Origin of the sequence: Actinokineospora baliensis, assembly GCF_016907695.1 — a bacterium.
GTDB classification, from domain to species: domain Bacteria; phylum Actinomycetota; class Actinomycetes; order Mycobacteriales; family Pseudonocardiaceae; genus Actinokineospora; species Actinokineospora baliensis.
This window is the reverse complement of record NZ_JAFBCK010000001.1, coordinates 1,139,940-1,159,567: the sequence shown is the minus strand read 5'-3', so window position 1 is coordinate 1,159,567 and position 19,628 is coordinate 1,139,940. Positions and strand designations below refer to the sequence as shown.

Annotated in this window: 21 protein-coding genes; 16 read left to right on the top strand and 5 right to left on the bottom strand. The window is 69.7% G+C overall.

Features of this window, described 5'->3' with window-relative positions:
* Window positions 1-53: 53 nt before the first annotated feature.
* Entirely contained in the window at window positions 54-1,202 is a 1,149-nt protein-coding gene (locus tag JOD54_RS05265; RefSeq protein WP_204449449.1) for a hypothetical protein, read from the bottom strand.
* A gap of 106 nt (window positions 1,203-1,308) precedes the next feature.
* Here JOD54_RS05265 and JOD54_RS05260 point away from each other — a divergent pair, with 106 nt between their 5' ends.
* Window positions 1,309-1,716 (top strand): DUF3151 domain-containing protein, encoded by a 408-nt coding sequence (locus JOD54_RS05260; protein ID WP_204449448.1) that lies wholly within the window; start codon window positions 1,309-1,311, stop codon window positions 1,714-1,716.
* A gap of 71 nt (window positions 1,717-1,787) precedes the next feature.
* Here JOD54_RS05260 and JOD54_RS05255 read toward each other — a convergent pair whose 3' ends face one another.
* Together JOD54_RS05255 and JOD54_RS05250 are read right to left on the bottom strand one after the other, a co-directional pair.
* Window positions 1,788-2,414 (bottom strand): HNH endonuclease family protein, encoded by a 627-nt coding sequence (locus JOD54_RS05255; RefSeq protein ID WP_204449447.1) that lies wholly within the window; start codon window positions 2,412-2,414, stop codon window positions 1,788-1,790.
* A gap of 155 nt (window positions 2,415-2,569) precedes the next feature.
* A complete protein-coding gene (locus JOD54_RS05250) occupies window positions 2,570-3,247 on the bottom strand; it encodes a hypothetical protein (protein ID WP_204449446.1) in 678 nt (225 codons plus the stop codon).
* A 100-nt stretch (window positions 3,248-3,347) separates the two neighbouring features.
* Here JOD54_RS05250 and JOD54_RS05245 point away from each other — a divergent pair, with 100 nt between their 5' ends.
* From JOD54_RS05245 to JOD54_RS05225, 6 genes are all read left to right on the top strand, one after another.
* Complete coding sequence (locus JOD54_RS05245; RefSeq protein WP_204449445.1) at window positions 3,348-4,634, top strand: adenylosuccinate synthase; 1,287 nt, start codon at window positions 3,348-3,350, stop codon at window positions 4,632-4,634.
* Window positions 4,635-4,801: 167 nt separating this feature from the next.
* A complete protein-coding gene (locus JOD54_RS35925; protein ID WP_372440388.1) occupies window positions 4,802-4,879 on the top strand; it encodes a putative leader peptide in 78 nt (25 codons plus the stop codon).
* A 48-nt stretch (window positions 4,880-4,927) separates the two neighbouring features.
* Entirely contained in the window at window positions 4,928-5,752 is an 825-nt protein-coding gene (locus JOD54_RS05240; RefSeq protein ID WP_204449444.1) for an ABC transporter permease, read from the top strand.
* Complete coding sequence (locus tag JOD54_RS05235) at window positions 5,737-6,444, top strand: ABC transporter ATP-binding protein (RefSeq protein WP_307859849.1); 708 nt, start codon at window positions 5,737-5,739, stop codon at window positions 6,442-6,444. Before JOD54_RS05240 ends, JOD54_RS05235 begins: the two co-directional genes overlap by 16 nt.
* Window positions 6,431-7,498, top strand: a complete 1,068-nt coding sequence (locus JOD54_RS05230; RefSeq protein WP_204449443.1) for an ABC transporter substrate-binding protein — start codon at window positions 6,431-6,433, stop codon at window positions 7,496-7,498. Before JOD54_RS05235 ends, JOD54_RS05230 begins: the two co-directional genes overlap by 14 nt.
* On the top strand, window positions 7,495-8,640 hold the full coding sequence (locus tag JOD54_RS05225; protein WP_204449442.1) for an LLM class flavin-dependent oxidoreductase: 1,146 nt from the start codon (window positions 7,495-7,497) through the stop codon (window positions 8,638-8,640). The genes JOD54_RS05230 and JOD54_RS05225 overlap by 4 nt, the downstream gene beginning before the upstream one ends.
* Window positions 8,641-8,667: 27 nt before the next feature.
* Here the strand turns inward: JOD54_RS05225 and JOD54_RS05220 are convergent, their stop codons facing one another.
* On the bottom strand, window positions 8,668-10,260 hold the full coding sequence (locus JOD54_RS05220; protein WP_204449441.1) for a Na+/H+ antiporter: 1,593 nt from the start codon (window positions 10,258-10,260) through the stop codon (window positions 8,668-8,670).
* A 14-nt stretch (window positions 10,261-10,274) separates the two neighbouring features.
* Here JOD54_RS05220 and JOD54_RS05215 point away from each other — a divergent pair, with 14 nt between their 5' ends.
* On the top strand, window positions 10,275-10,532 hold the full coding sequence (locus JOD54_RS05215) for a UBP-type zinc finger domain-containing protein (RefSeq protein ID WP_204449440.1): 258 nt from the start codon (window positions 10,275-10,277) through the stop codon (window positions 10,530-10,532).
* Window positions 10,533-10,586: 54 nt separating this feature from the next.
* On the opposite strand, the gene JOD54_RS05210 is transcribed toward JOD54_RS05215, so the two are convergent.
* On the bottom strand, window positions 10,587-11,705 hold the full coding sequence (locus JOD54_RS05210; RefSeq protein ID WP_204449439.1) for a glycerophosphodiester phosphodiesterase: 1,119 nt from the start codon (window positions 11,703-11,705) through the stop codon (window positions 10,587-10,589).
* 263 nt (window positions 11,706-11,968) lie between these two features.
* Here JOD54_RS05210 and purD point away from each other — a divergent pair, with 263 nt between their 5' ends.
* The 8 genes from purD (at window position 11,969) to JOD54_RS05170 (ending at window position 18,999) form a co-directional block, all read left to right on the top strand.
* Window positions 11,969-13,237 carry a phosphoribosylamine--glycine ligase gene (gene purD / locus JOD54_RS05205; protein ID WP_204449438.1) on the top strand — a complete coding sequence of 423 codons (1,269 nt, stop codon included), beginning with the start codon at window positions 11,969-11,971 and terminating at the stop codon, window positions 13,235-13,237.
* 93 nt (window positions 13,238-13,330) lie between these two features.
* Window positions 13,331-13,744 (top strand): PE domain-containing protein, encoded by a 414-nt coding sequence (locus tag JOD54_RS05200; RefSeq protein WP_204449437.1) that lies wholly within the window; start codon window positions 13,331-13,333, stop codon window positions 13,742-13,744.
* Window positions 13,692-14,351, top strand: a complete 660-nt coding sequence (locus JOD54_RS05195; RefSeq protein ID WP_239573290.1) for a DUF3558 domain-containing protein — start codon at window positions 13,692-13,694, stop codon at window positions 14,349-14,351. The genes JOD54_RS05200 and JOD54_RS05195 overlap by 53 nt, the downstream gene beginning before the upstream one ends.
* 9 nt (window positions 14,352-14,360) lie before the next feature.
* Window positions 14,361-15,602, top strand: coding sequence for a PPE domain-containing protein (locus tag JOD54_RS05190; protein WP_204449435.1), 1,242 nt, complete (start codon window positions 14,361-14,363; stop codon window positions 15,600-15,602).
* A gap of 1 nt (window position 15,603) precedes the next feature.
* Window positions 15,604-16,368: an ESX secretion-associated protein EspG gene (locus JOD54_RS05185; RefSeq protein WP_204449434.1), complete on the top strand. Its 765-nt coding sequence runs from the start codon at window positions 15,604-15,606 to the stop codon at window positions 16,366-16,368.
* 64 nt (window positions 16,369-16,432) lie between these two features.
* On the top strand, window positions 16,433-16,732 hold the full coding sequence (locus JOD54_RS05180; protein ID WP_204449433.1) for a hypothetical protein: 300 nt from the start codon (window positions 16,433-16,435) through the stop codon (window positions 16,730-16,732).
* Between the two features lie 10 nt (window positions 16,733-16,742).
* Window positions 16,743-17,798 (top strand): transglycosylase SLT domain-containing protein, encoded by a 1,056-nt coding sequence (locus JOD54_RS05175; RefSeq protein WP_307859848.1) that lies wholly within the window; start codon window positions 16,743-16,745, stop codon window positions 17,796-17,798.
* A 46-nt stretch (window positions 17,799-17,844) separates the two neighbouring features.
* Window positions 17,845-18,999: a pyridoxal phosphate-dependent aminotransferase gene (locus tag JOD54_RS05170; protein WP_204449432.1), complete on the top strand. Its 1,155-nt coding sequence runs from the start codon at window positions 17,845-17,847 to the stop codon at window positions 18,997-18,999.
* The last annotated feature ends 629 nt before the right edge of the window (window positions 19,000-19,628 follow it).

Genomic DNA, 19,628 nt, shown 5'->3' with positions numbered 1-19,628 from the left:
CCGGACACAGCGAAGGCCCTCTCCTCGTCCTGGGAGAGGGCCTTCTTGCTGTCCTAGGCCACTCTTTGGCTGTCTTGGGTAAATCGCTGCGCTATAGGCCGCCCTGCCGCCCACAGCACTGCTACGCCGACGAGCGCTATAGGCGCCGACCACCAGGCGGTCGGAGGCGCGTCCAGCAGCTGCTCTTGCACATAGAGGGCGCCGTAGCCGAGGGCTGTTACAGCGATCGCCCCTGCGGCAGCTTCACCAAGATGCGGCAGCTTCGCCCGGCGGACGAGGTCAACGGCGAGGCCGACGAACACCAGGTAGAACGGCACCGTCGACGGCGGGAAGTCAGCTGCGACGAGCATCGGCCAGATCGCCGCGCGGTAGAGCACATAGATGCCCGCGACCGCGGTGGCCGCCCACGTCTTGCCGATCGTCTTGGCCGCGACGGCCAACACCAGGGCCGCCACACCGATGCCCCACAACGGGTAGACCCACGAAGGGATCGGCAGCGCGAAATGCTCGATCGCCGTGTAGTCCACCGGTCGACCGAGCTGGTTCGCCGCGAACTCCAGCAATTCGCGCTCGGCGTAGCAGCTGTTGGCGTCCAGCACGCCGTTGGGCATGCAGGAAGTCATCTCCAGCGTCCCGTACTCCTGCTGACCGTTGGGGAACAACGTGTTCTCCAGGAAGAACACCCACAGCGCGCCGAGCACCAGCGTCCACCCCGGGCCCTTCGGCCCGGCCGCGAACCAGCCGTCGATCAGGCCCGCGATCATCAACGCCGTCCCCAGGTACAGCAGCGCGTGCGACGGGCTCCACGCGGTCAGGTCCAGCCCGTTCACCCGGTGGTTGATCACGTCGAGCGGCGCCGCGATGAGGAACACGGCCAAGCCGGATTGCACCACCCGCTGCGAGCGGCGGGTCGCCGCCATCCCGGTGAAGGTGTGGATGGCCACCAGCACGACCGCGATCCCGGTGCCCAGCGTGTTGATCAGGTGCGGCGGCGCCAGGTCGTCGCGCAGGAACTTGAAGTGCCACGACTCGTCCCAAGAGGACCCGAGCAGCTTGAACAGCAGCGCCAGCAGCCAGGTGCGGTAGGCGAAGCGCCACACCCACTCCGGGGTTTCCCGACCAGCGGCACCCCTGGTCCAGTGCAGCCGGAAGAACGCCTTGAACTGCGCGACCGGCCCGCCGATCTCCACACCCTGTCTCACCGGGCCATGATGACCCCGGTCACCCGCGCGCAGGAACCCCGGGTGTCCGATTCGCCCCCGCGGTAGTCGCCCGATCACGCACCGTCCGGTACGGCAGGATGGGGGAATGCACGGAAACCTCCTCGGCCCCGAGCCGACCCTGCTGCCCGACCGCGCCGAACCCCAGGCCGCGCTGGAGGGCGGCGACCCGGTCGAGGTCGCCACCCGCTGGCCGGACTTCAGCGAGGCGTGGGCCGCGCTGGCCGAGCGCTCGCTGGCCGCCGGTGAGCCCATCGCCGCGTACGCCTACGCGCGCACCGGCTACCACCGCGGTCTCGACCAGCTCCGCCGGTCCGGCTGGAAGGGCTTCGGCCCGGTGCCGTGGTCGCACCGGCCCAACCAGGGTTTCCTGCGCGCGCTGGCCGCGCTCGCCACGGCGGCGAAGGCGATCGACGACACCGAGGAGTACGAGCGCTGCTCGAAGTTCCTCGCCGACTCCGACCCGGCTGCCCCGGCCCACCTCGGCCTGATCTAGTCGGTCCGGGTAGTCGGTCTGGTCCGCGCAGGTGCCGGGGCGGTCGTCGCACCCGGCGCCCGCGCGGTGCCTCAGCAGCGGTCGAGCATGCCCAGCAGCGCGGACTTCTCCGAGGAGTTGACGCTGAGGCCGTAGGTGTACTTCACCCGCGTCCACATCTTCGCGTAGGTGCACCAGTAACCGGAGGCGGGCGGCTTCCAGCTCTCGGGACCCTTGTCCCCCTTGGACTGGTTCACGTTGTCGGTCACCGCGATCAGCTGCGGGTGGCTCAGGTCGTTGGCGAACTGCTGCCGCTTCGTGGTCGTCCACCCCGAAGCCCCCGACCGCCACGCGGCGGCCAGCGGCACCACGTGGTCGATGTCCACATCGGACGCCGCGGACCAGGTGGCGCCGTCGTAGGGGCTGTACCAGCTGCCCGAGGTCGCCTGGCACGACGAGTTCGTGCCCACCCCGCTGCCGTCGCGCTTGAGCACGGTCTCGCGGGTGTCGCACGCGCCCGAGATGATCACCCAGTGCGGGAACTTGTCCCGCGAGTACCCGGTCATGGACCCGTCGGCGCGCACCGCCAGCCCGCCCAGCTCAGCACGGGCCGTGGCCTCGCTCGGGATCCCCGGCGGCGTCGCCGCGGCGGGCGTGGCCAGGGCGAACACAGCGATCAGCGCGGCGAGCACAGCTCCCGCGCGAGTCTTGGTCACCATCGTTTCCTCCGGTCGGCAGGGAAGAGGACCGCCCCTCACCGTTCTCGGAGGAGATGGCGCGCGCCACCCCTATGGGTGACGGACTCGCGACGGACTGTGAAAGACGCTGTGCGAACGCGGCCGCGGAACTGGGGTCGCGCTGGGGTTCGCGGCCGTCACACCACACCCCTGGCGACGCGGAGGTCCTCCGTGTGCCGGTACCACGTCCACTTCGCCACGTCCTTCGGCACGCCGTCGTGGGTCAGCAGGGTGCGGACGCAGCCGATCTGGAACGCGCGGCAGGCGTGGGTGGCGACCTTCTTGCCGAAGAGCCCGGTGGTGACCCGGACCAGCAGGCCGGGGCCGCCGGTGGGGTCGGGGGTCGCCTCGATGCGCTTGGCGCGGCCGCGCAGTGCGGTGGTGTCGTCGCAGTAGGCGACACCCTGCGGCTGGTCGATCGCGGCCTGACCCACCAGGACGCCCCCGGAGTCGTCGCGGATCAGCGGGAAGGGGTCGATCTCGCCGGAGAGCGCCACCTCGACCAGAGCGGCGTGATCGCGCGGGAGGCCCCACAGGGCGGGCACCGCGGAGGCGCGCGGGTCGACCGGGACGTAGCCGATCGGGGTGGTGGCGAGGCGGTCGAGGCGCATCACGCGCAGCACCACAGCGGCCAGGTCAGCGTCGGTGCCCAGCACCACCACCCGCTCGCCGCCGGTGGCCTTGAGCAGCGCGTCCAGGTCCGCACGGCCGGGGGTCGCGGGCACCGGCCGCCAGGCGATGCCGTCACGCTCGGTGAGCGTGGGCGTCCGGGCGGTGTCGGCCGCGTTTCCGCAGGCCAGCACGAGTGCGCTCACTGCTGTCTCCTGGTCTAGTCTCAGTCACCGGCATTCGCCCGAGGCAGCACGGGTACGGGTGTCCACAGTTTCTCCACACTGCCAACACCTGGAGTTTCACATGCCGGCAATCGTGCTGATCGGCGCCCAGTGGGGCGACGAGGGCAAGGGCAAGGCGACCGACCTGCTCGGCGACCGCGTTCAGTGGATCGTGCGGTACCAGGGCGGGAACAACGCGGGCCACACCGTGGTGCTGCCCGACGGTCAGAAGTTCGCGCTGCACCTGATCCCCTCCGGCATCCTGAGCCCGGCGGTCACCAACGTCATCGGCAACGGCGTTGTCGTCGACCCCGGTGTGCTGCTCACCGAGCTCGCGGGCCTCGAGGAGCGCGGCGTCGACACCTCCCGCCTGCTCATCTCCGCCGACGCGCACCTGATCATGCCCTACCACGTGGCCATCGATAAGGTCACCGAGCGCTACCTGGGCAAGGCCAAGATCGGCACCACCGGTCGCGGCATCGGCCCGGCCTACCAGGACAAGGTCGCCAGGGTCGGGGTCCGGGTGCAGGACCTGCTGGACGAGAAGATCCTCCGGCAGAAGGTCGAGGCGGCGCTCGACGTCAAGAACCAGATGCTGGTCAAGATCTACAACCGCAAGGCGCTCGACGCCAACCAGGTCGTCGACGAGGTGCTGGCCTCGGCCGAGCGGTTCGGCCACCGCATCGCCGACACCCGGCTGCTGCTCAACCAGGCCCTCGAGCGCGGCGAGACGGTGCTGCTGGAGGGCTCCCAGGGCACCCTGCTCGACGTCGACCACGGCACCTACCCGTTCGTCACCTCGTCCAACCCGACCTCGGGCGGGGCCTGCGCTGGCTCGGGCATCGGCCCGACCCGGATCACCACGGTGATCGGCATCCTCAAGGCCTACACCACCCGGGTCGGCTCCGGCCCGTTCCCGACCGAGCTCGACGACGACATGGGCGAGCGGCTGCGCAAGGTCGGCGGCGAGATCGGCGTCACCACCAAGCGGCTGCGCCGCACCGGCTGGTTCGACGCGGTGATCGCCCGCTACGCGGCCAGGGTCAACGGCATCACCGACTACTTCCTCACCAAGCTCGACGTGCTCTCCGGCCTGGACACCGTCCCGGTCTGCGTCGGCTACGAGGTCGACGGCCGCCGGGTCGACGACATGCCGATGACCCAGACCGACGTCCACCACGCCGTCCCGGTCTACGAGGAGCTGCCCGGCTGGTGGGAGGACATCACCCACTGCCGCACCTTCGAGGAGCTCCCGGCCAACGCGCGCGCCTACGTCGAACGCCTGGAGGAGCTCTCCGGCGCCCGCGTCTCCGCCGTCGGCGTCGGCCCCGGCCGCGACCAGACGATCGTGCGCCACGAAATGGCCTGACATTCGGTGCCAGACCCCCGGACCAATGGTGTTCCGGGGGTCTTTTCGTTTCACGCTGAAATAAACCCGCCTCGCATATCCGCCCCATTCCCGTGCGACTTTCCATGATCCGGGACGGGGTGTCCTGGCGTTGACTTCGCCCCCGGCTGCTCCAAGACTCAGTAGCCATGGACGGCGGCGAATCCCTGGTGCACCGCCTGCACGTCGACCTGCGGCGGCAGGCGAGCGCGATCTGTTCGGCCTGACGACCCCTTCGCCGCCGAGCACGTCCCCACCCCCACCGGGAGACACCCGTGTCCATCTCGACCCTGGGCGCCCCCGCACGCGCGGAATCGGCCCCGATTTCCCCACCAGAGCGAAAACGCCGCAGAAGACTCCCCGACCTGAGGCGCTGGATCAGCCCGCTGGCGATCGTGGCGCTGTGGCAGATCGCCTGCGAGACCGGGCTGCTGCCGCCGGACAAGCTGAGCTCGCCGTGGACCGTGCTGCGCGCCGGGGTCGAACTCGCCGGGACCGGTGAGCTCGGCGACGCGTTCGTCGTCTCCACCACCCGGGTCGGCATCGGCTTCGCCATCGGCGCGGCGATCGGCGTCGCGCTCGGCATCGTCGCCGGTCTGTCGCGCTGGGGCAACTACCTGGTCGACCCGCCGGTGCAGATGCTGCGCACGCTGCCGTTCCTCGGTCTGATCCCGCTGTTCATCCTCTGGTTCGGCATCGGCGAGGAACCCAAGATCGCCCTGGTCGCGCTGGGCGTGGCGTTCCCGCTGTACCTCAACGTGCACTCGGGCATCCGCAACGTCGACAGCCACCTGGTCGAGGCCACCACGGCGCTGGGCTACACCCGGACCGAGCGCCTGGTGCACGTCGTGCTGCCCTCCGCGCTGCCCAACACGCTGGTCGGCCTGCGCCAGTCCCTGGGCGTCGCCTGGCTGTCGCTGATCGTCGGCGAGCAGGTCAACGCCAGCAGCGGGCTCGGCTACCTGATCAACAACGCCCGGGAGTTCCTGCGCACCGACGTCATCGTCGTCGGCCTCGTCGTCTACGCCGCGCTCGGCCTGGCGACCGACGCGATCGTGCGCCTGGTGGAGAGGAGGGCACTGCGGTGGCGAGCGGCCTGACAGTCGAGGTGCGGGGTCTGAGCAAGACCTTCGGGGATCGGGCGGTACTGCGGGACCTGGACCTGGGCATCGCGCCCGGCGAGTTCGTCGCACTGCTGGGGCGCAGCGGCTCCGGCAAGTCGACGCTGCTGAAGGTGTTGGCCGGGCTGGACACCGACGTCACCGGTACGGCCACTGTGGACGGACAGGTGTCCGTCGCGTTCCAGCAGCCCCGGTTGCTGCCGTGGCGGCGGGTGTGGCGCAACGTCGTGCTCGGGCTGCACCCGGTGGTGGGCCGCGATGTCGCGGTCAAGGCGCTGTCCGAGGTCCGGCTGGCCGATCACGCCGACGCCTGGCCGCGCACCCTCTCCGGCGGCGAGGCGCAGCGCGTGTCCCTGGCCCGCGCCCTGGTCCGCGAACCGAACCTGCTGCTGCTCGACGAACCCTTCGGCGCGCTCGACGCGTTGACCCGGCTGGCCATGCACCGGCTCGTCGAAGCCCTGTGGCAGCAGCACAGACCGGCTGTGCTGCTGGTCACCCACGACGTCGACGAGGCACTGCTGCTCGCCGACCGCGTCCTTGTCCTCGACGAGGGCCGCATCGCCAGCGAATACGTCCTGGGCCACCCGCGGCCGAGAGAGCTGTCCGACCACATCGATGTCCGCGCGAAGGTGCTGGCAGACCTGGGAGTGACCGAACGTGCGACTGCGTAACCTGATCCCCTTCACCGCGGCCGCCTTAGCCCTGACGGCGTGCGGCGGCGGCACCACCCCCGCTGCCCCCGCGCCGGTGCCGGAGTCCGTCAGCGCCGCCGACCTCGCCAAGGTCACCCTCAAGGTCGGCGACCAGAAGGGCGGTCAGAAGTCCTACCTCGAAGCAGCGGGTCTGCTCAAGGACCTCCCCTACAAGATCGAGTGGTCGACATTCACCAGCGGGCCTCCCCTGTTGGAGGCCGCGTCGGCGGGCGCGATCGACATCGGCTCGGTCGGCAACACCCCGCCGATCTTCGCGGGCGCGGCCAACGCCAAGATCGCAGTGGTCTCCGCGCAGAAGGGCGATGTCTCGAGCGACGCGCTGCTCGTGCCGGAGGACTCGCCGCTGCGCACCATCGAAGACCTGCGCGGTAAGACCATCGGCGTCGCCAAGGGCAGCTCCGCGCACGGCTTGGTCCTCACGGTGCTGAACAAGGCCAAGCTGACCCCGGCGGACGTGACGCTCAGCTTCCTGCAGCCCTCAGACGCCTTCGTCGCGTTCACACAGAAGAAGCTCGACGCATGGTCGATCTGGGATCCCTACACAACCCAGGCTCTTAGGGACACCAAGGCGCGCGTCCTCATCGACGGCACCGGTACACCCGGCGGGGGTAAGCCCAACACCGAAGCAGGCCCTGACTCCCTCGCCAGTGGCTATGGCTTCCTCGTCGCTGGTAAGGCCGCTCTAGCTGACCCCGGCAAGAACGCTGCCCTACGCGATTACGTCGTCCGCTACGCCAAGGCACTCAACTACGCCAAGACCCACGGCGATGAGCGCGCTGCTGTGTGGGCGAAGGAAACCGGTCTTAAGCCAGAGGTGGCACTAGAGGCCACACAACGAGGTCTTGACCGACCCATCAAGCTCGACGACACAGTGATCGCGGACGAGCAGAAGCTCGCGGACGCGTTCGTGGCGGCGAAGGTGCTGCCGACCAAGTTCACCTTCGCCGACTTCGTCGACAGCCGGTTCGCCGCCGACGTCGCCGCGGTCGCCGAGTCTGGAGCCCAGAAATGAGCATCACCCTGCACTGGTTCCTCCCCACCTCCGGCGACGGCCGCAACGTGGTGGAGCGGTTCCACGCCAACCGCGCCGAGAACTCCGCCCGCCGCGCCCCCGACATCGACTACCTCGCGCAGGTCGCCCGCGCCGCGGAGCAGTTGGGCTTCACCGGCGTGCTCACCCCCACCGGCACCTTCTGCGAGGACGCCTGGCTGGTCACCGCCGCGCTCATCCGCGAGACCAAGACCCTGAAGTACCTGGTCGCGTTCCGCCCGGGGGTGATCTCGCCGACCCTGGCCGCCCAGATGGCCGCCACCTACCAGCGCATCTCCGGCGGCAGGCTGCTGCTCAACATCGTCACCGGCGGCGACGCCGTCGAGCAGGAGCGCTTCGGCGACTTCCACGACCACGACGCCCGCTACGCCCGCACCGACGAGTTCCTCAGCATCGTGCGCGGCGCCTGGTCCGGCCAGCCGTACTCGTTCGAGGGAGAGCACCTCAAGGTCATCGGCGCCACCACCCTCGCCCAGCCGGAACCGACCCCCGCCATCTACTTCGGCGGGTCGTCCGACGCCGCGCTCCCGGTCGCCGCGCGGCACGCCGACGTGTACCTGACCTGGGGCGAACCGCCGTCCCAGGTCGCAGACAAGATCGCCAAGGTTCGGGCGCTCGCCGAGGCGGAGGGCCGCACACCGCGCTTCGGCGTCCGGCTGCACACCATCTCCCGCGACACCTCGGAGGCCGCGTGGGCCGAGGCGCAGCGGCTGCTCGACGCGCTCGACCCCGCGCAGGTCGCGGAGGCCCAGGCGCAGTTGGGGCGTAGTCAGTCGGTCGGGCAGCAGCGGATGCTGGAGTTGCACAAGGGCGCGCTGGACAAGGGTGTGCGCGGCCTGGAGGTACACCCGAACCTGTGGGCGGGCATCGGCCTCGTCCGGGGTGGGGCGGGCACAGCGCTGGTCGGTAGCCACACCGAGGTCGCCGACCTCATCGAGGAGTACCACAGCATCGGCATCACCGAGTTCGTCCTCTCCGGGTACCCGCACCTGGAGGAGGCGTACTGGTTCGGCGAGGGCGTGCGTCCCGAGTTGGCGCGGCGCGGACTCCTGGCAGGGCAGGAAACCGCACCGCCGTCGACGCTCAGGATCGCGGCCTCTTGAGGCGAGTAGGGCAGGCCACGGCCTGCCCTACTCGCGGTCCAGCGCCGCTTCCTCGAAGTCCAGCTCCCGCTGCACCCGGCGCAGGATCTCGTCGTCGATCTCACCCCGGTCCCGCGCGGCGATGAACACCTCGCGCTCGGCGTCGAGCATCCCCCGGCGCAGCCTGCGGAACGCGGCCGCCGGGTTCTCCTGCTCCTGCCTGCCCAGCCGCTCCCACACCGCGTTGCCCCGGTGCTCGGCCAGCGCGCGCAGCTTCCGCGCCATGTGCTCGGGCACGCCGTCGTCGACCAACTCGTCCAGCCGGTCCACCGCCGCCCGCGCCGCCGTGCTCTGCACCTGAGCTTCCGCCAAGACCCGGTCCTGGCCGTCCTCGGCGCGCACCCCCAACTTCCGGATCACCACCGGCAGCGTCATCCCCTGCAGCAGCAACGTCCCGACCGTGACGACGAACGTCAGCAGGAGCACCACGTCGCGGCCCGGCATGTCCAGCGGGATCGCCGCGGCGGCCGCCAACGACACCACCCCGCGCATCCCCGCCCACGAGATCACCGTCAACGACCGCGCGTCCGGCCGGGGTTCGCGCCTGCGGATGTGCGGGAACAGCCACCGCGGCACGTGCGCGGCGGGGAAGACCCAGACGAACCGGACCACGATCACCGCCACCAGCACAGCGGCGGAAGCCACCCACAACGCCGTGTCCAACCGCACCGCAGAGACGATCGACCGCACCTGGAGGCCGATCAGGGCGAACACCAGGGACTCCAACAGCACATCGACCGACTTCCAGACAGCCGTCTCCTGCAGCCTGGTCGCGTAGCCCGCCGCAGTGGCGTTGTGGCCCAGATAGAGGCCCGCCGCGACGACAGCGAGCACACCGGACGTGTGCAGCTCTTCCGCCAAGAGGTAAGCCCCGAACGGCACGAGCATGCCCAGCGCGCTCTCAAGGACACCGTCACCGAGGCGCAGCCGGATCTTGTGGACAACCACACCCAGGACCAGGCCGACCAAGACCCCGCCGATGGACGTGACCAGCAACGTCACAATGCCGTCAGTCCACGAGAAGGCGGCCACGCCGGTTGCGGCGGCCACCGCGACCTTGAACGCCGTCAGCGCTGTCGCGTCGTTGCCGAGGCTTTCACCGGTCAGCAGGGTCATCGACCGTCGTGGCAGGCCCAGCTTGCGGCCTATAGAGACAGCGGCGACCGCGTCAGGCGGGGCCACCACAGCCCCCAACACCAGCGCCGACGCCAGTGGCAGGTCGGGGACGACCATGTGAGCCACGACACCGACAACAGCCGTCGACACCAGGACCAGCCCCACCGCCAACAGCCCGATCGGCCGGATGTTGGCCTTGATGTCCAGGTAGGAGCTGTCCAGAGCGGCCGAGTACAGCAGCGGCGCCAACACCAGGACCAGCACCAGCTCGGGGTTCAACCGGAAATCGGGTACCCCTGGGACGAACGACACAGCGAGGCCGACGGCGACCAGCAACAACGGCGCTGGCCAGTCAACCCGCCGCGCGACGGCCGCGACCGCCAGCGACCCGGCGAACAGCAGCAGAAGTTCCACACCCGCCTCCTCGTCCTCGTGCGCAAGGATCGCCCATGCGAGTAGCCGCATGAAAGGAGCGGGTCATGACCTGCGAACACACCGACACCCTGCCCGCGGGCGTCACCGCCGAGGCCGACGTCTGCCAGGACTGCGTCGCCGAGGGCAACCGGCACTGGGTCCACCTGCGGCTCTGCCTCAGCTGCGGCCACGTCGGCTGCTGCGACTCCAGCCCGCTCAAGCACGCCACCGCCCACCACAAGGCGACCGACCACCCGGTCATCCAGTCGCACGAACCGGGTGAGAACTGGCGCTGGTGCTACGTGGACAACCGGATCGTGTGAAAAGACGGCGGGCCGCCACCCCCTGCCGGTGGCGGCCCGCCGAGCTGGCTCCGGTCAGCGCCGGGGGAAGGTCTCCGCGCGCGAGGCCACCGCGATGTCGGTGTTGTCGGTGAACACACCGTCCACCCCGGCCGCCCAGAACGCGGACAGCTCACCGAAGAGGTCGCCGTACTCCGACGCGACCGCGGACGAACGCAGGTTCACGGGGAGGAACGCGTTCTCCGCGCGGAAGGTGTACGGGTGCACCTTCAGGCCCGCCTTGTGCGCGTTGGCCACAAGAGCCGTCGGCTGCGCCAGGTTGCCCGACGCGTCCCGCGGGATCACCTGGTCCTTGGCCGGGCCGATGCCGTAGGCGTACCGCGCCACATCGCGCAGACCCGCCGGGGTGAGCAGGTCCGCGTAGGTGCGCTTGTCGCCGCTGGCCACGAAGTCGTAAGGAGCACCGGAAGCCGAGGTCAGCTGGATCAGCGGCACCCGCAGCTTGCGGCTGAACTCGACGAGGTTGCCCACCTCGAAAGACTGCACGAAGACCTTCGCGCCGCGCCGGTTCAAGCCGTTGCGGTCGAGGGCCTCGACGACCTTCGGGTTCAGGTCAAGACCCAGCCCGCGGAAGTACGTCGGGTGCTTGGTCTCGGGGTAGATCCCGATGTCGCGGCCCAGCTCGCGCGACAAGCGCTTGCTCAGGTCGATGACCTCCTGGAACGTCGGCACCTGGTAGCGGCCGTTGTAGACCGTGTTCCGCTGCCGCACGTCCGGGATCCGCTCCACGGCCCGCAGCGTCTTGAGCTCGGCCAAGGTGAAGTCCTCGGTCCACCACCCGGTCACCGACACCCCGTCGAGCACCTTCGTCGCCTTGCGCGCGGCGAACTCCGGCCGCTTCGCGACATCGGTGGTGCCGCCGATCTCCGGCTCGTGCCTGGCGACGAGCACGCCGTCCTTGGTCGAGACGAGGTCTGGCTCGATGTAGTCGGCCCCCATCCGGGCGGCGAGTTCGTAGCTGGCGAGCGTGTGCTCCGGCCGGTAACCCGACGCGCCCCGGTGACCGAGGACGAGCGGGACGGCCCGATCGCCGTGCCGGTCGCCGTCGGGGGTGGCGCTGGCGGTGCTCATGGTCGCAACCCCTAGCAGGGTCACCGCGGCCAGGGCAACGCCGATGGTCCGGGTAGCAGGCATGGTTCCTCCTCGTAGCCCGCGAGCTGACCGGGCAACCCTCGCCGCGCACCACGACGTCCCGGCCACGACCCAGCGAAACCTGCCCCACGCACAGATGAACCCCCGGCGCTCCACAACCCCACCACCCATCCACAGCCTCCTTCACCACCCCCGCACCCCGCCTCGCACCTGGAAGGATCGATTCGGGGGCTGCTCAGCCCGGCACCGCCGTTGCCCCGGGGCGGCGGCGGTGGCCCGCGGGCGGGCATCTACTCTGGCTGACCGTGCGAGTCCTGGTGATTGGGTCTGGTGCCCGCGAACATGCCCTGGTCCTGGCGTTGTCGAAGGACCCGGAGGTGGTCGCGCTGGCGTGCGCCCCGGGCAACGCAGGCACCGCCGCCCTCGCCGAGACCTACGGCGTCGACGCGCTCGACGCCGGGTCCGTCGTCGAGCTCGCGTCCGGCTGGAAGGCCGACCTGGTGGTCATCGGACCGGAGGGCCCGCTGGTCGCCGGGGTCGCCGACGCGGTGCGCGCCTCCGGCACCGCCTGCTTCGGCCCCGGCGCCGACGCCGCCCGCATCGAGGGCTCCAAGGCGTTCGCCAAGGACGTCATGACCGCCGCCGGGGTGCCGACCGCGCACAGCGAGATCGTCGACAACCCCGCCCGGCTCGACGCCGCCCTCGCCCGCTTCGGCCCCACCTGGGTGGTCAAGGACGACGGCCTCGCCGCGGGCAAGGGCGTCGTGGTCACCACCGACCTGCCCACCGCCCGCGCCCACGCCATGACGCTGCTCGACGGCGGCCACCCGGTCCTGCTCGAGTCCTTCCTCGACGGCCCCGAGGTGTCGCTGTTCTGCGTGGTCGACGCCAACGGCACCGTCGTCCCCCTGCTGCCCGCCCAGGACTTCAAGCGCGTCGGCAACGGCGACGCGGGCCCCAACACCGGCGGCATGGGCGCCTACGCCCCGCTCCCGTGGACCCCGCCCGGCCTGGTCGCCGACGTCGTCACCCGCATCATCGAGCCGGTCGTCCAGGAGATGGCCCGCCGCGGCAGCGCCTTCTCCGGCCTCCTCTACGCGGGCCTCGCCCTGACCTCCAACGGCCCCGAGGTCATCGAGTTCAACTGCCGCTTCGGCGACCCGGAAACCCAGTCCGTCCTCGCCCTCCTGCGCAGTCCCCTCTCGCAGCTGCTCCTCGCCGCCGCCAAGGGCACCCTCGCCGCGCACCCCCCGCTCGAGTGGGCCGACGGCTCCGCCGTCACCGTCGTCATCGCCGCCGACGGCTACCCCGACCGCCCCCGCACCGGCGACCCCATCACCGGCGCCGAAGCCGACGGCATCCTCCACGCAGGCACCCGCCGCCGCGACGACGGCGCCCTCATCTCCGCGGGCGGCCGAGTCCTGGCCGTGGTCGGCACCGGCGACACCCTCACCGCCGCCCGCGACGAGGCCTACCGCAAGGTCACCGCCGTCCACCTGCCCGGATCCCACCACCGCACCGACATCGCCCTGCGCGCCCTCAACGGCGAGATCGGCATCCCGGTCACCAACTAGGCCGTTCTCGCGAACTCACGGTGACCACCCCACCCGCATTGGTAGCCTCGAACGGGAGACAACCACCACCGCAGGCCCCCGGGGGTACCCGCCATGACCGACGCCACCCAAACCGGCGCGATAGCGGCAGTCCTCGCGACCGCCCACATGGCCGCCGAGTCCCTCCACCGCACCACCGCCACCTCAGCAGGCCAATTCCTCATCAACCACGACAACGTCCTCGCCGCCGCCAAGGTCATCCAAACCCAGATCGACACCTTGCAGCCGCAGATCGACACGGCAATCGCCGATCTCGAGATCGCTGCCCCGGGTGAGGACGAGGTCAGCCTCCGCGTCGCGCAGGAGTGGAATGACCGGTTGGTGCACCAGAGCGGTTCCTACAGCGTGCGGGTGGCCGAGTACATAACGGGATTGCGGAACCTGGTGAATCAGCTGAAGGACAGCGCGCGGGCTTATGGCTATAGCGACGACGAGATCAGGGCGGCCTTGGGGGCAGCGGGTGCGTAAGCGGGCCCTCGCGTTGGTCGTGACATTCGCTGTCGCGGGATGCACGGCGACGCAAGCAGGGACCCCAACGCCGACCCCGGGTGAGGGTGAGACGACGGCGCCGACTTCCGGCGAGTCGCCGACCAAAACCAGCACGTCGATCCCGCCGCGACCCAAGTCGCTCAAGCTCGACTCGATCGACCCCTGCGCTCTGTTGACCGCGGACCAGCGGGGTGGGTTGAAGGTCGACACATTTCGTCCGCAGACAAACAACACTGAGCAGTACCGCGGGGCCAAGGAATGCGCCTTCGAGATTTCAGCGCAGGCGCCCTACTACCGCTACTACGCGACGGTGGTCACGACTGAGGGTGTTGAGGTCTGGTTGGCAGGTGATCGGAATGTGGACGCGGACCTCATTTCGGTCGGAGACTTCGCCGCTGTTCGCTACGACCTCGCCGGGCAGGGCGCCAGCGCCGCTCCGTGCACCGTCGCGATCGATGTCGCGCAAGGTCAGCAGTTGCAGATCCGGACGACGACCAGCGGCAAGGATTTCACCCAGGACGAGGTGTGCCGGATGAGCGAGAAGGCGGCTGGTCTGGCGTTGACCACGTTGAAGACGTTGGTGTGAGGGGTAGGGATGGCGGAGAACGGGCTGGCTGACCTGCGGTTCGAGGGGTACGGCTACGACGCGCTGGCTGATCAGGTGGATCGGTTGCGGCAGGGGCCTGGGTCGGAGAGCTTGTTCAAGGCCGTTCGGGCGTTGATGCAGATCGCGGACGGGTTGGCCGATACCGATCGGGCGTTGCGGGCGGAGTTGGCGAAGATCGGGGTGGAGTGGCAGGGCGCCGCGGCTGAGGGTGGGGTTGAGGCGACGCAGCGGTCTTCTGTGTACGCGGAGGATGCGGTGCCGACGGTCGCGCAGTCGGCGGGGGGTGTGAGCAAGCAGGGGGATGCGTTCTCCACGACCCGCAACAGTGCGCCGGATGGGCAGCAGTTGCGCGGGGCGAACCAGGTGAACCTGTGGGACCGGGGTATGGGCTTGGTCGGTCACACCACTCCGCACGCCGCTGAGGTGCAGCGGACCCAGGCCGCGCGCCAGCAGGCTGTGGCCGCGATGAACGATTACGCCCAGGGCAGTCAGGGCGCGCTCGGCAACTTCCGTGATCTCCCGGTTCCGCCTTCGGTGGGTGTGGGTACTCAGGCGCCGGGTAGCAAGGGGACCACTGCGGTCCAGGGCTTCCACACCGGCCAAGAGGCGTTCAACCCGAGTGGTGGCCAAGGCGTCAACCGGCCTCAGGTAGGCGCCCCCCTCCCCGGTAGCTACACGGGCAACAACCCCGGCCTTACGCCCACCGGCGGCCCCGCGCCGACTCTCGGCCCCGGCGGCAACCCCACGCAGCTTGGCGTTGGCCGCGTCTCCGGCGTTGGTCCGGTGACGCCAGGCCTAGGGGGGCTTCCGGTCACCTCTAGTGGCCTCAACGCTTTCCGCCCAGGCTTCCCCGGTCAGCTAGTAGGCGAGATCGCCACCGCGGCAGGCATTGCGGGCGCGGGGGGCGCTGGCGCCGCGGCTGGTGCGACGGTGGAGAGGGACAGGGTCGTACGCGGGGGCGCACCCGGTAAGAGCGCCCCGGGTTCCCAGCGTCCTGTTGGCCCTGTCGCGGGTGTACCGGAGGAAGAGGCTCGAGCCGCCAAGAACGCCGAGAAGCTCGGTGGGGGTAAGAGCGGCAAACCGGCCTCTTCGTTGATGCAGCCCGCTGCGGGCGCGGCCGCTAACGGGGAGGACGACGCCGAGCACGTGCGCAAGTACGGCATCGACTCCGATGACCTGTTCGGCGACGATCGCTTGGTGATCGCACCCGTGCTCGGCGAAGACGACTGACTTGTCCAGCAGCGTTGTTCTGTCCGCCCTCGAGTTCGACGTCCTCTGGGAGTCTGAACGGCTCCCGCTGCGGCATGTCGCCATAGATGTCCCGAGCCCCGGCATTACGCACACCGAGCGCGCAGAGTTGGTGCGAACGGCCTTGGCCGATCTGGAGCGCCGTGGCTTGGCCGATCGGGGCCGCGCTGTGCCGGAGTTGGCAGACCGGCTCAGTCTGCTGGCGCATGCTCAGGTCAGTGTCGACGCTTGGGTGTGGACCGACCGCGAGATCAAGGCGCTCGCTGTGGTGTCAGGAGACCAGGCAGGCCTAGCGGTGGTCGATAGCGATCAGGTGTGGCTCATCCCCGCGCGTAAGACGGGGTTGGCTGAGGCGGCTGTGTCGATCGCCGGTGACGCCCCCGCGGGCCCTGGCCGTTCGGTCAGCCTCCCGCGCGAAGTCCTGGCTGATGCCGATAGGCGTGCAGGCGGCGAACCGCAGAATCTGGTGACCCCGCTCCAACGCGCCGGTTTGCCCCTCTATGAAGCGCAGTCGGTGGCGCTGATGTTCTCCGGTATCGGCGTACGCGGCCAGTTCGGTGTGGAGCGTGTCGTGCGCGACCAGCGCAGGCAGCGGGTCGACCGGGTGGTCGCGTTCCACGACACGGCCCAGGGGCGGTACGTGCACGTGGCCAAGACGAACAACGACGGCCAGGTGTGGAGCACCATCGCCCCCGCGGACAACGCCAGGCTCGCCGCCGCGGTGTGGGATCTCCTCGACGACGCGTGATCGACTGGAACCGGGCTCCCGCCGCGTCCGTCTGAGTCGGGCACCGATCTGGCGAGGGGGAGCTGTGGCAGGGGCTGACTACAACCTGCAGGCCATCGAGCAGTGCCGAGCGGCCATCGCGGGACAAACCGGACCGATCGCCGCCACCGGCGACGCCCTCCCGCGTGACGCGAGTGGCGCGACCTTCGGCGGTTTGCCCAGTTCAGAGGCCCTGGCTGGGGCTGTTCGTGCGCTCGCGAGCACCGCAGGCGACGACCTTGACCGGGCGGGCACGCTGTTGGGTTCGGTCGACCGCGCCCTGGACGCGATCGGGACGTCGGTGGCCAACAACGAGCAGGCCGCGACGCGGTCGTTGACCGTCTGAGGGGCGCGCAGTGACCGCGAAAGACGCCGCCGCCGGTCTCGGGGGCACCGCTGCCGAGTTGGCCGGGGTCGCCAACAAGGTCTACTTGGCACAGTCGGGTGCCATCAACGACCTGGCCGCCAAGTTCACCCAAGCCGCCACAGGGAGCTCGGACGCCGTAGGCAAGGTCGACGGTGCGGTGAAGCAGTTGGACGGCGCTTGGCAAGGCACCTCTGCCGACTCGTTTGTCGCCTACATGGCCAACTTCACCAAAGCGGGCCAATCGCTCAACGAGGCTCTTACCGGTGCTGCCGCCGACTTACGCGCAGCCGCCACTGGTGTCCAGGCTGCCCGAGACGCTCTAGAGGGCGTTTTCGGCGAGCTGTACGACAACGCGACCGCGTGGATCAACTCCAACCCGGACGCGACAGACGAAGAGAAGCGCGGCCACATAGACAGCCTTGCTAGCGGCTACCGAGGTCGCGTCACTACGCAGATCGACAATGCAGAGCACGCTATGGCCGCTGCTGCGTCCGCGTTGAAAGGGCGCACACCCAACCCCAGGTTCTCCAGCATCCCCGAACCAGATGGTCAGGCCTTCGCCCCGGCGGCCAGTAAGAAGGTCGAGTGGGCGAGTAAGAGCGCCAGCCCTGAAGGCTCCAGCCACGGCGGCGGTGGATCTATAGGTGGTCTCGGCTCCAGTGGCGGCCCGCCTAGCAGCCCACCTCCCGGCAACGTCCAAGAGTGGATCCGGCAGGCCATAGAGCTGTTGCGCGCTCAGGGCATCAACGTCACCGAGGCCGACGCCCAGCTCATCTGGGAGATCATCCAGCACGAGTCCGGCGGCAACCCGAACGCGATCAACAACTGGGACTCGAACGCCGCGAAGGGCACCCCGTCCAAGGGGCTGATGCAGACGATCGACCCGACGTTCAACTCTTACGCGCTACCCGGCCACAAGGACATCTGGAACCCGGTCGACAACATCTGCGCGGGCGTGAACTACGCGGTCTCCCGCTACGGCTCGCTGTCGAACGTCCCCGGCATCAAGGCCACCCACACCGGCGGCGGCTACGTCGGCTACTGACCGTCACGGCTCGTCGCGATTGGCGTCCGTCACTACGCTGAACCCCATGCACGCCCTGCTCAAGGTCGCCGCCCGGGCCGCCGTCCCACCGTTCCACGTGATGGATGTCGTGTCCGCCGCCAACGCCCGCCAACGCACCCACGGCGACATGCTGTCCCTCGCCGCAGGTCAGCCCTCTAGTGGCGCCCCGCAGGCTGTGAAGATCGCCGCTGCGGAGGCTCTTGGGTCGCAACCGCTGGGCTACACCGAGCAGTTGGGCATCCCCGAGCTGCGCGAGGCCATCGCTGGCCACTACGCGAACAGGTACAACCTCGACATCTCGCCCCAAGACGTCGTGATCACAACGGGCTCCTCCGGCGGCTTCCTCTTGGCGTTTTTGGCGGCCTTCGACGCAGGCGACCGCGTTGCCCTAGCTCGCCCCGGCTACCCGGCGTACCGGAACATCCTCGCCGCCCTCGGCTGCGAGGTCGTCGAGCTCCCCTGCGACGAGCAGACCCGTTTCCAGCCCACCGTCGAGATGCTCGACGAACTCGGCCCCATCGACGGCCTGATCGTCGCCAGCCCCGCCAACCCCACCGGCACCGTCCTGCCCCCGGCAGAGCTGGCCGCCATCGCGGGCTGGTGCGCCGAACGCGGCGTCCAACTCATCAGCGACGAGATCTACCACGGCATCTCCTACGGCGCCGAAACCGCGTCGGCCTGGCAATTCTCGCGCGAAGCCGTGGTCATCAACTCGTTCTCGAAGTACTTCGCCATGACCGGCTGGCGCCTCGGGTGGATGCTCGTCCCCCAACGCCTCCACCGGGCAGTCGATTGCCTCACCGGCAACTTCACCATCTGTCCCCCAGCCATGTCCCAACACGCAGCGGTAGCCGCATTCGACCCAGAGGTCTACGCGGAGCTGGACGCGCACGTGGCCCACTACGCCGCCAACCGCACTCTGCTCTTGGATGCCCTCACCTCCTCCGGCATAACCCAAGTAGCCCCCGCCGACGGCGCCTTCTACGCCTACGCCGACGTATCGCACCTAACGCACGACTCGATGAGCTTCTGCCAACGCCTCCTAGCCGAAACCGGCGTAGCCCTAGTCCCCGGCATCGACTTCGACCCGGAAAACGGCACCCACGCCATCCGCCTCTCCTTCGCCGGTGCCACCCACGACATCAAAGAAGCCCTCAACCGCCTAGCCACCTGGCTCTAGCCACCTGAACACCCCCCGGGCCACCCCCGCCAGCTCAATTCACCGGGCCGACCCCACCAGTCCGCCCACCGCTCCCAGAAGCAGGCGTGCCAAACCAACCCACCGAGTCAGCCCACCCAACTCGGCCCACCGAGCCAGCCCCGCCAACCCAACCACTGGACACTCGGAAGCCGCCCACCCCAATGCTCGATGGGGCGGACTTGTTTTGCGTGGGGTGGCGGCAGTCGTAGCGTTGTGCGCGGACAGGGCCATGCTTTTCGGCCCCTGCTTTGCGGTCCTGCCACGGCTGGTGCAGGGGCCCCGCGCAAAACAAGTCCGCCTCATCGAGCACACCGCACCACCACGGGGCCAGGGCGCGAGTCCGCCCCATCGAGCACACCCACACCCCGCGATCCAGCGCAATGCCGCAGGCGAGCCGAAGATCATCTAGCCCGGGATCCCCCGATTTCCACGATACCGAGGCGAACCGACAAATCGACCACCTCGCCCGTACCCTGTGGACGCACGCACCCGTTGTGGACAAGCCACGAGCAGTAACCCCCGCCCCACCCACCGCAACCACCACCCGAACCCCGGTCCGTTGGGAACGCACACCCCCCACCCCGCGTTGACCAGGCACAACCCCCGGA

Bases quoted from the DNA above. Each gene is read 5' to 3' on its own strand.
- JOD54_RS05260 (WP_204449448.1), top strand. From the start codon at position 1,309: ATGCACGGAAACCTCCTCGGCCCCGAGCCGACCCTGCTGCCCGACCGC.
- JOD54_RS05210 (WP_204449439.1), bottom strand. From the start codon at position 11,705: ATGCCTGCTACCCGGACCATCGGCGTTGCCCTGGCCGCGGTGACCCTG.
- JOD54_RS05190 (WP_204449435.1), top strand. From the start codon at position 14,361: ATGGCGGAGAACGGGCTGGCTGACCTGCGGTTCGAGGGGTACGGCTAC.
- JOD54_RS05225 (WP_204449442.1), top strand. From the start codon at position 7,495: ATGAGCATCACCCTGCACTGGTTCCTCCCCACCTCCGGCGACGGCCGC.
- JOD54_RS05170 (WP_204449432.1), top strand. From the start codon at position 17,845: ATGCACGCCCTGCTCAAGGTCGCCGCCCGGGCCGCCGTCCCACCGTTC.
- JOD54_RS05220 (WP_204449441.1), bottom strand. From the start codon at position 10,260: ATGCGGCTACTCGCATGGGCGATCCTTGCGCACGAGGACGAGGAGGCG.
- JOD54_RS05195 (WP_239573290.1), top strand. From the start codon at position 13,692: ATGGCTATAGCGACGACGAGATCAGGGCGGCCTTGGGGGCAGCGGGTG.
- JOD54_RS05255 (WP_204449447.1), bottom strand. From the start codon at position 2,414: ATGGTGACCAAGACTCGCGCGGGAGCTGTGCTCGCCGCGCTGATCGCT.
- JOD54_RS05215 (WP_204449440.1), top strand. From the start codon at position 10,275: ATGACCTGCGAACACACCGACACCCTGCCCGCGGGCGTCACCGCCGAG.
- JOD54_RS05245 (WP_204449445.1), top strand. From the start codon at position 3,348: ATGCCGGCAATCGTGCTGATCGGCGCCCAGTGGGGCGACGAGGGCAAG.
- JOD54_RS05200 (WP_204449437.1), top strand. From the start codon at position 13,331: ATGACCGACGCCACCCAAACCGGCGCGATAGCGGCAGTCCTCGCGACC.
- JOD54_RS35925 (WP_372440388.1), top strand. From the start codon at position 4,802: ATGGACGGCGGCGAATCCCTGGTGCACCGCCTGCACGTCGACCTGCGG.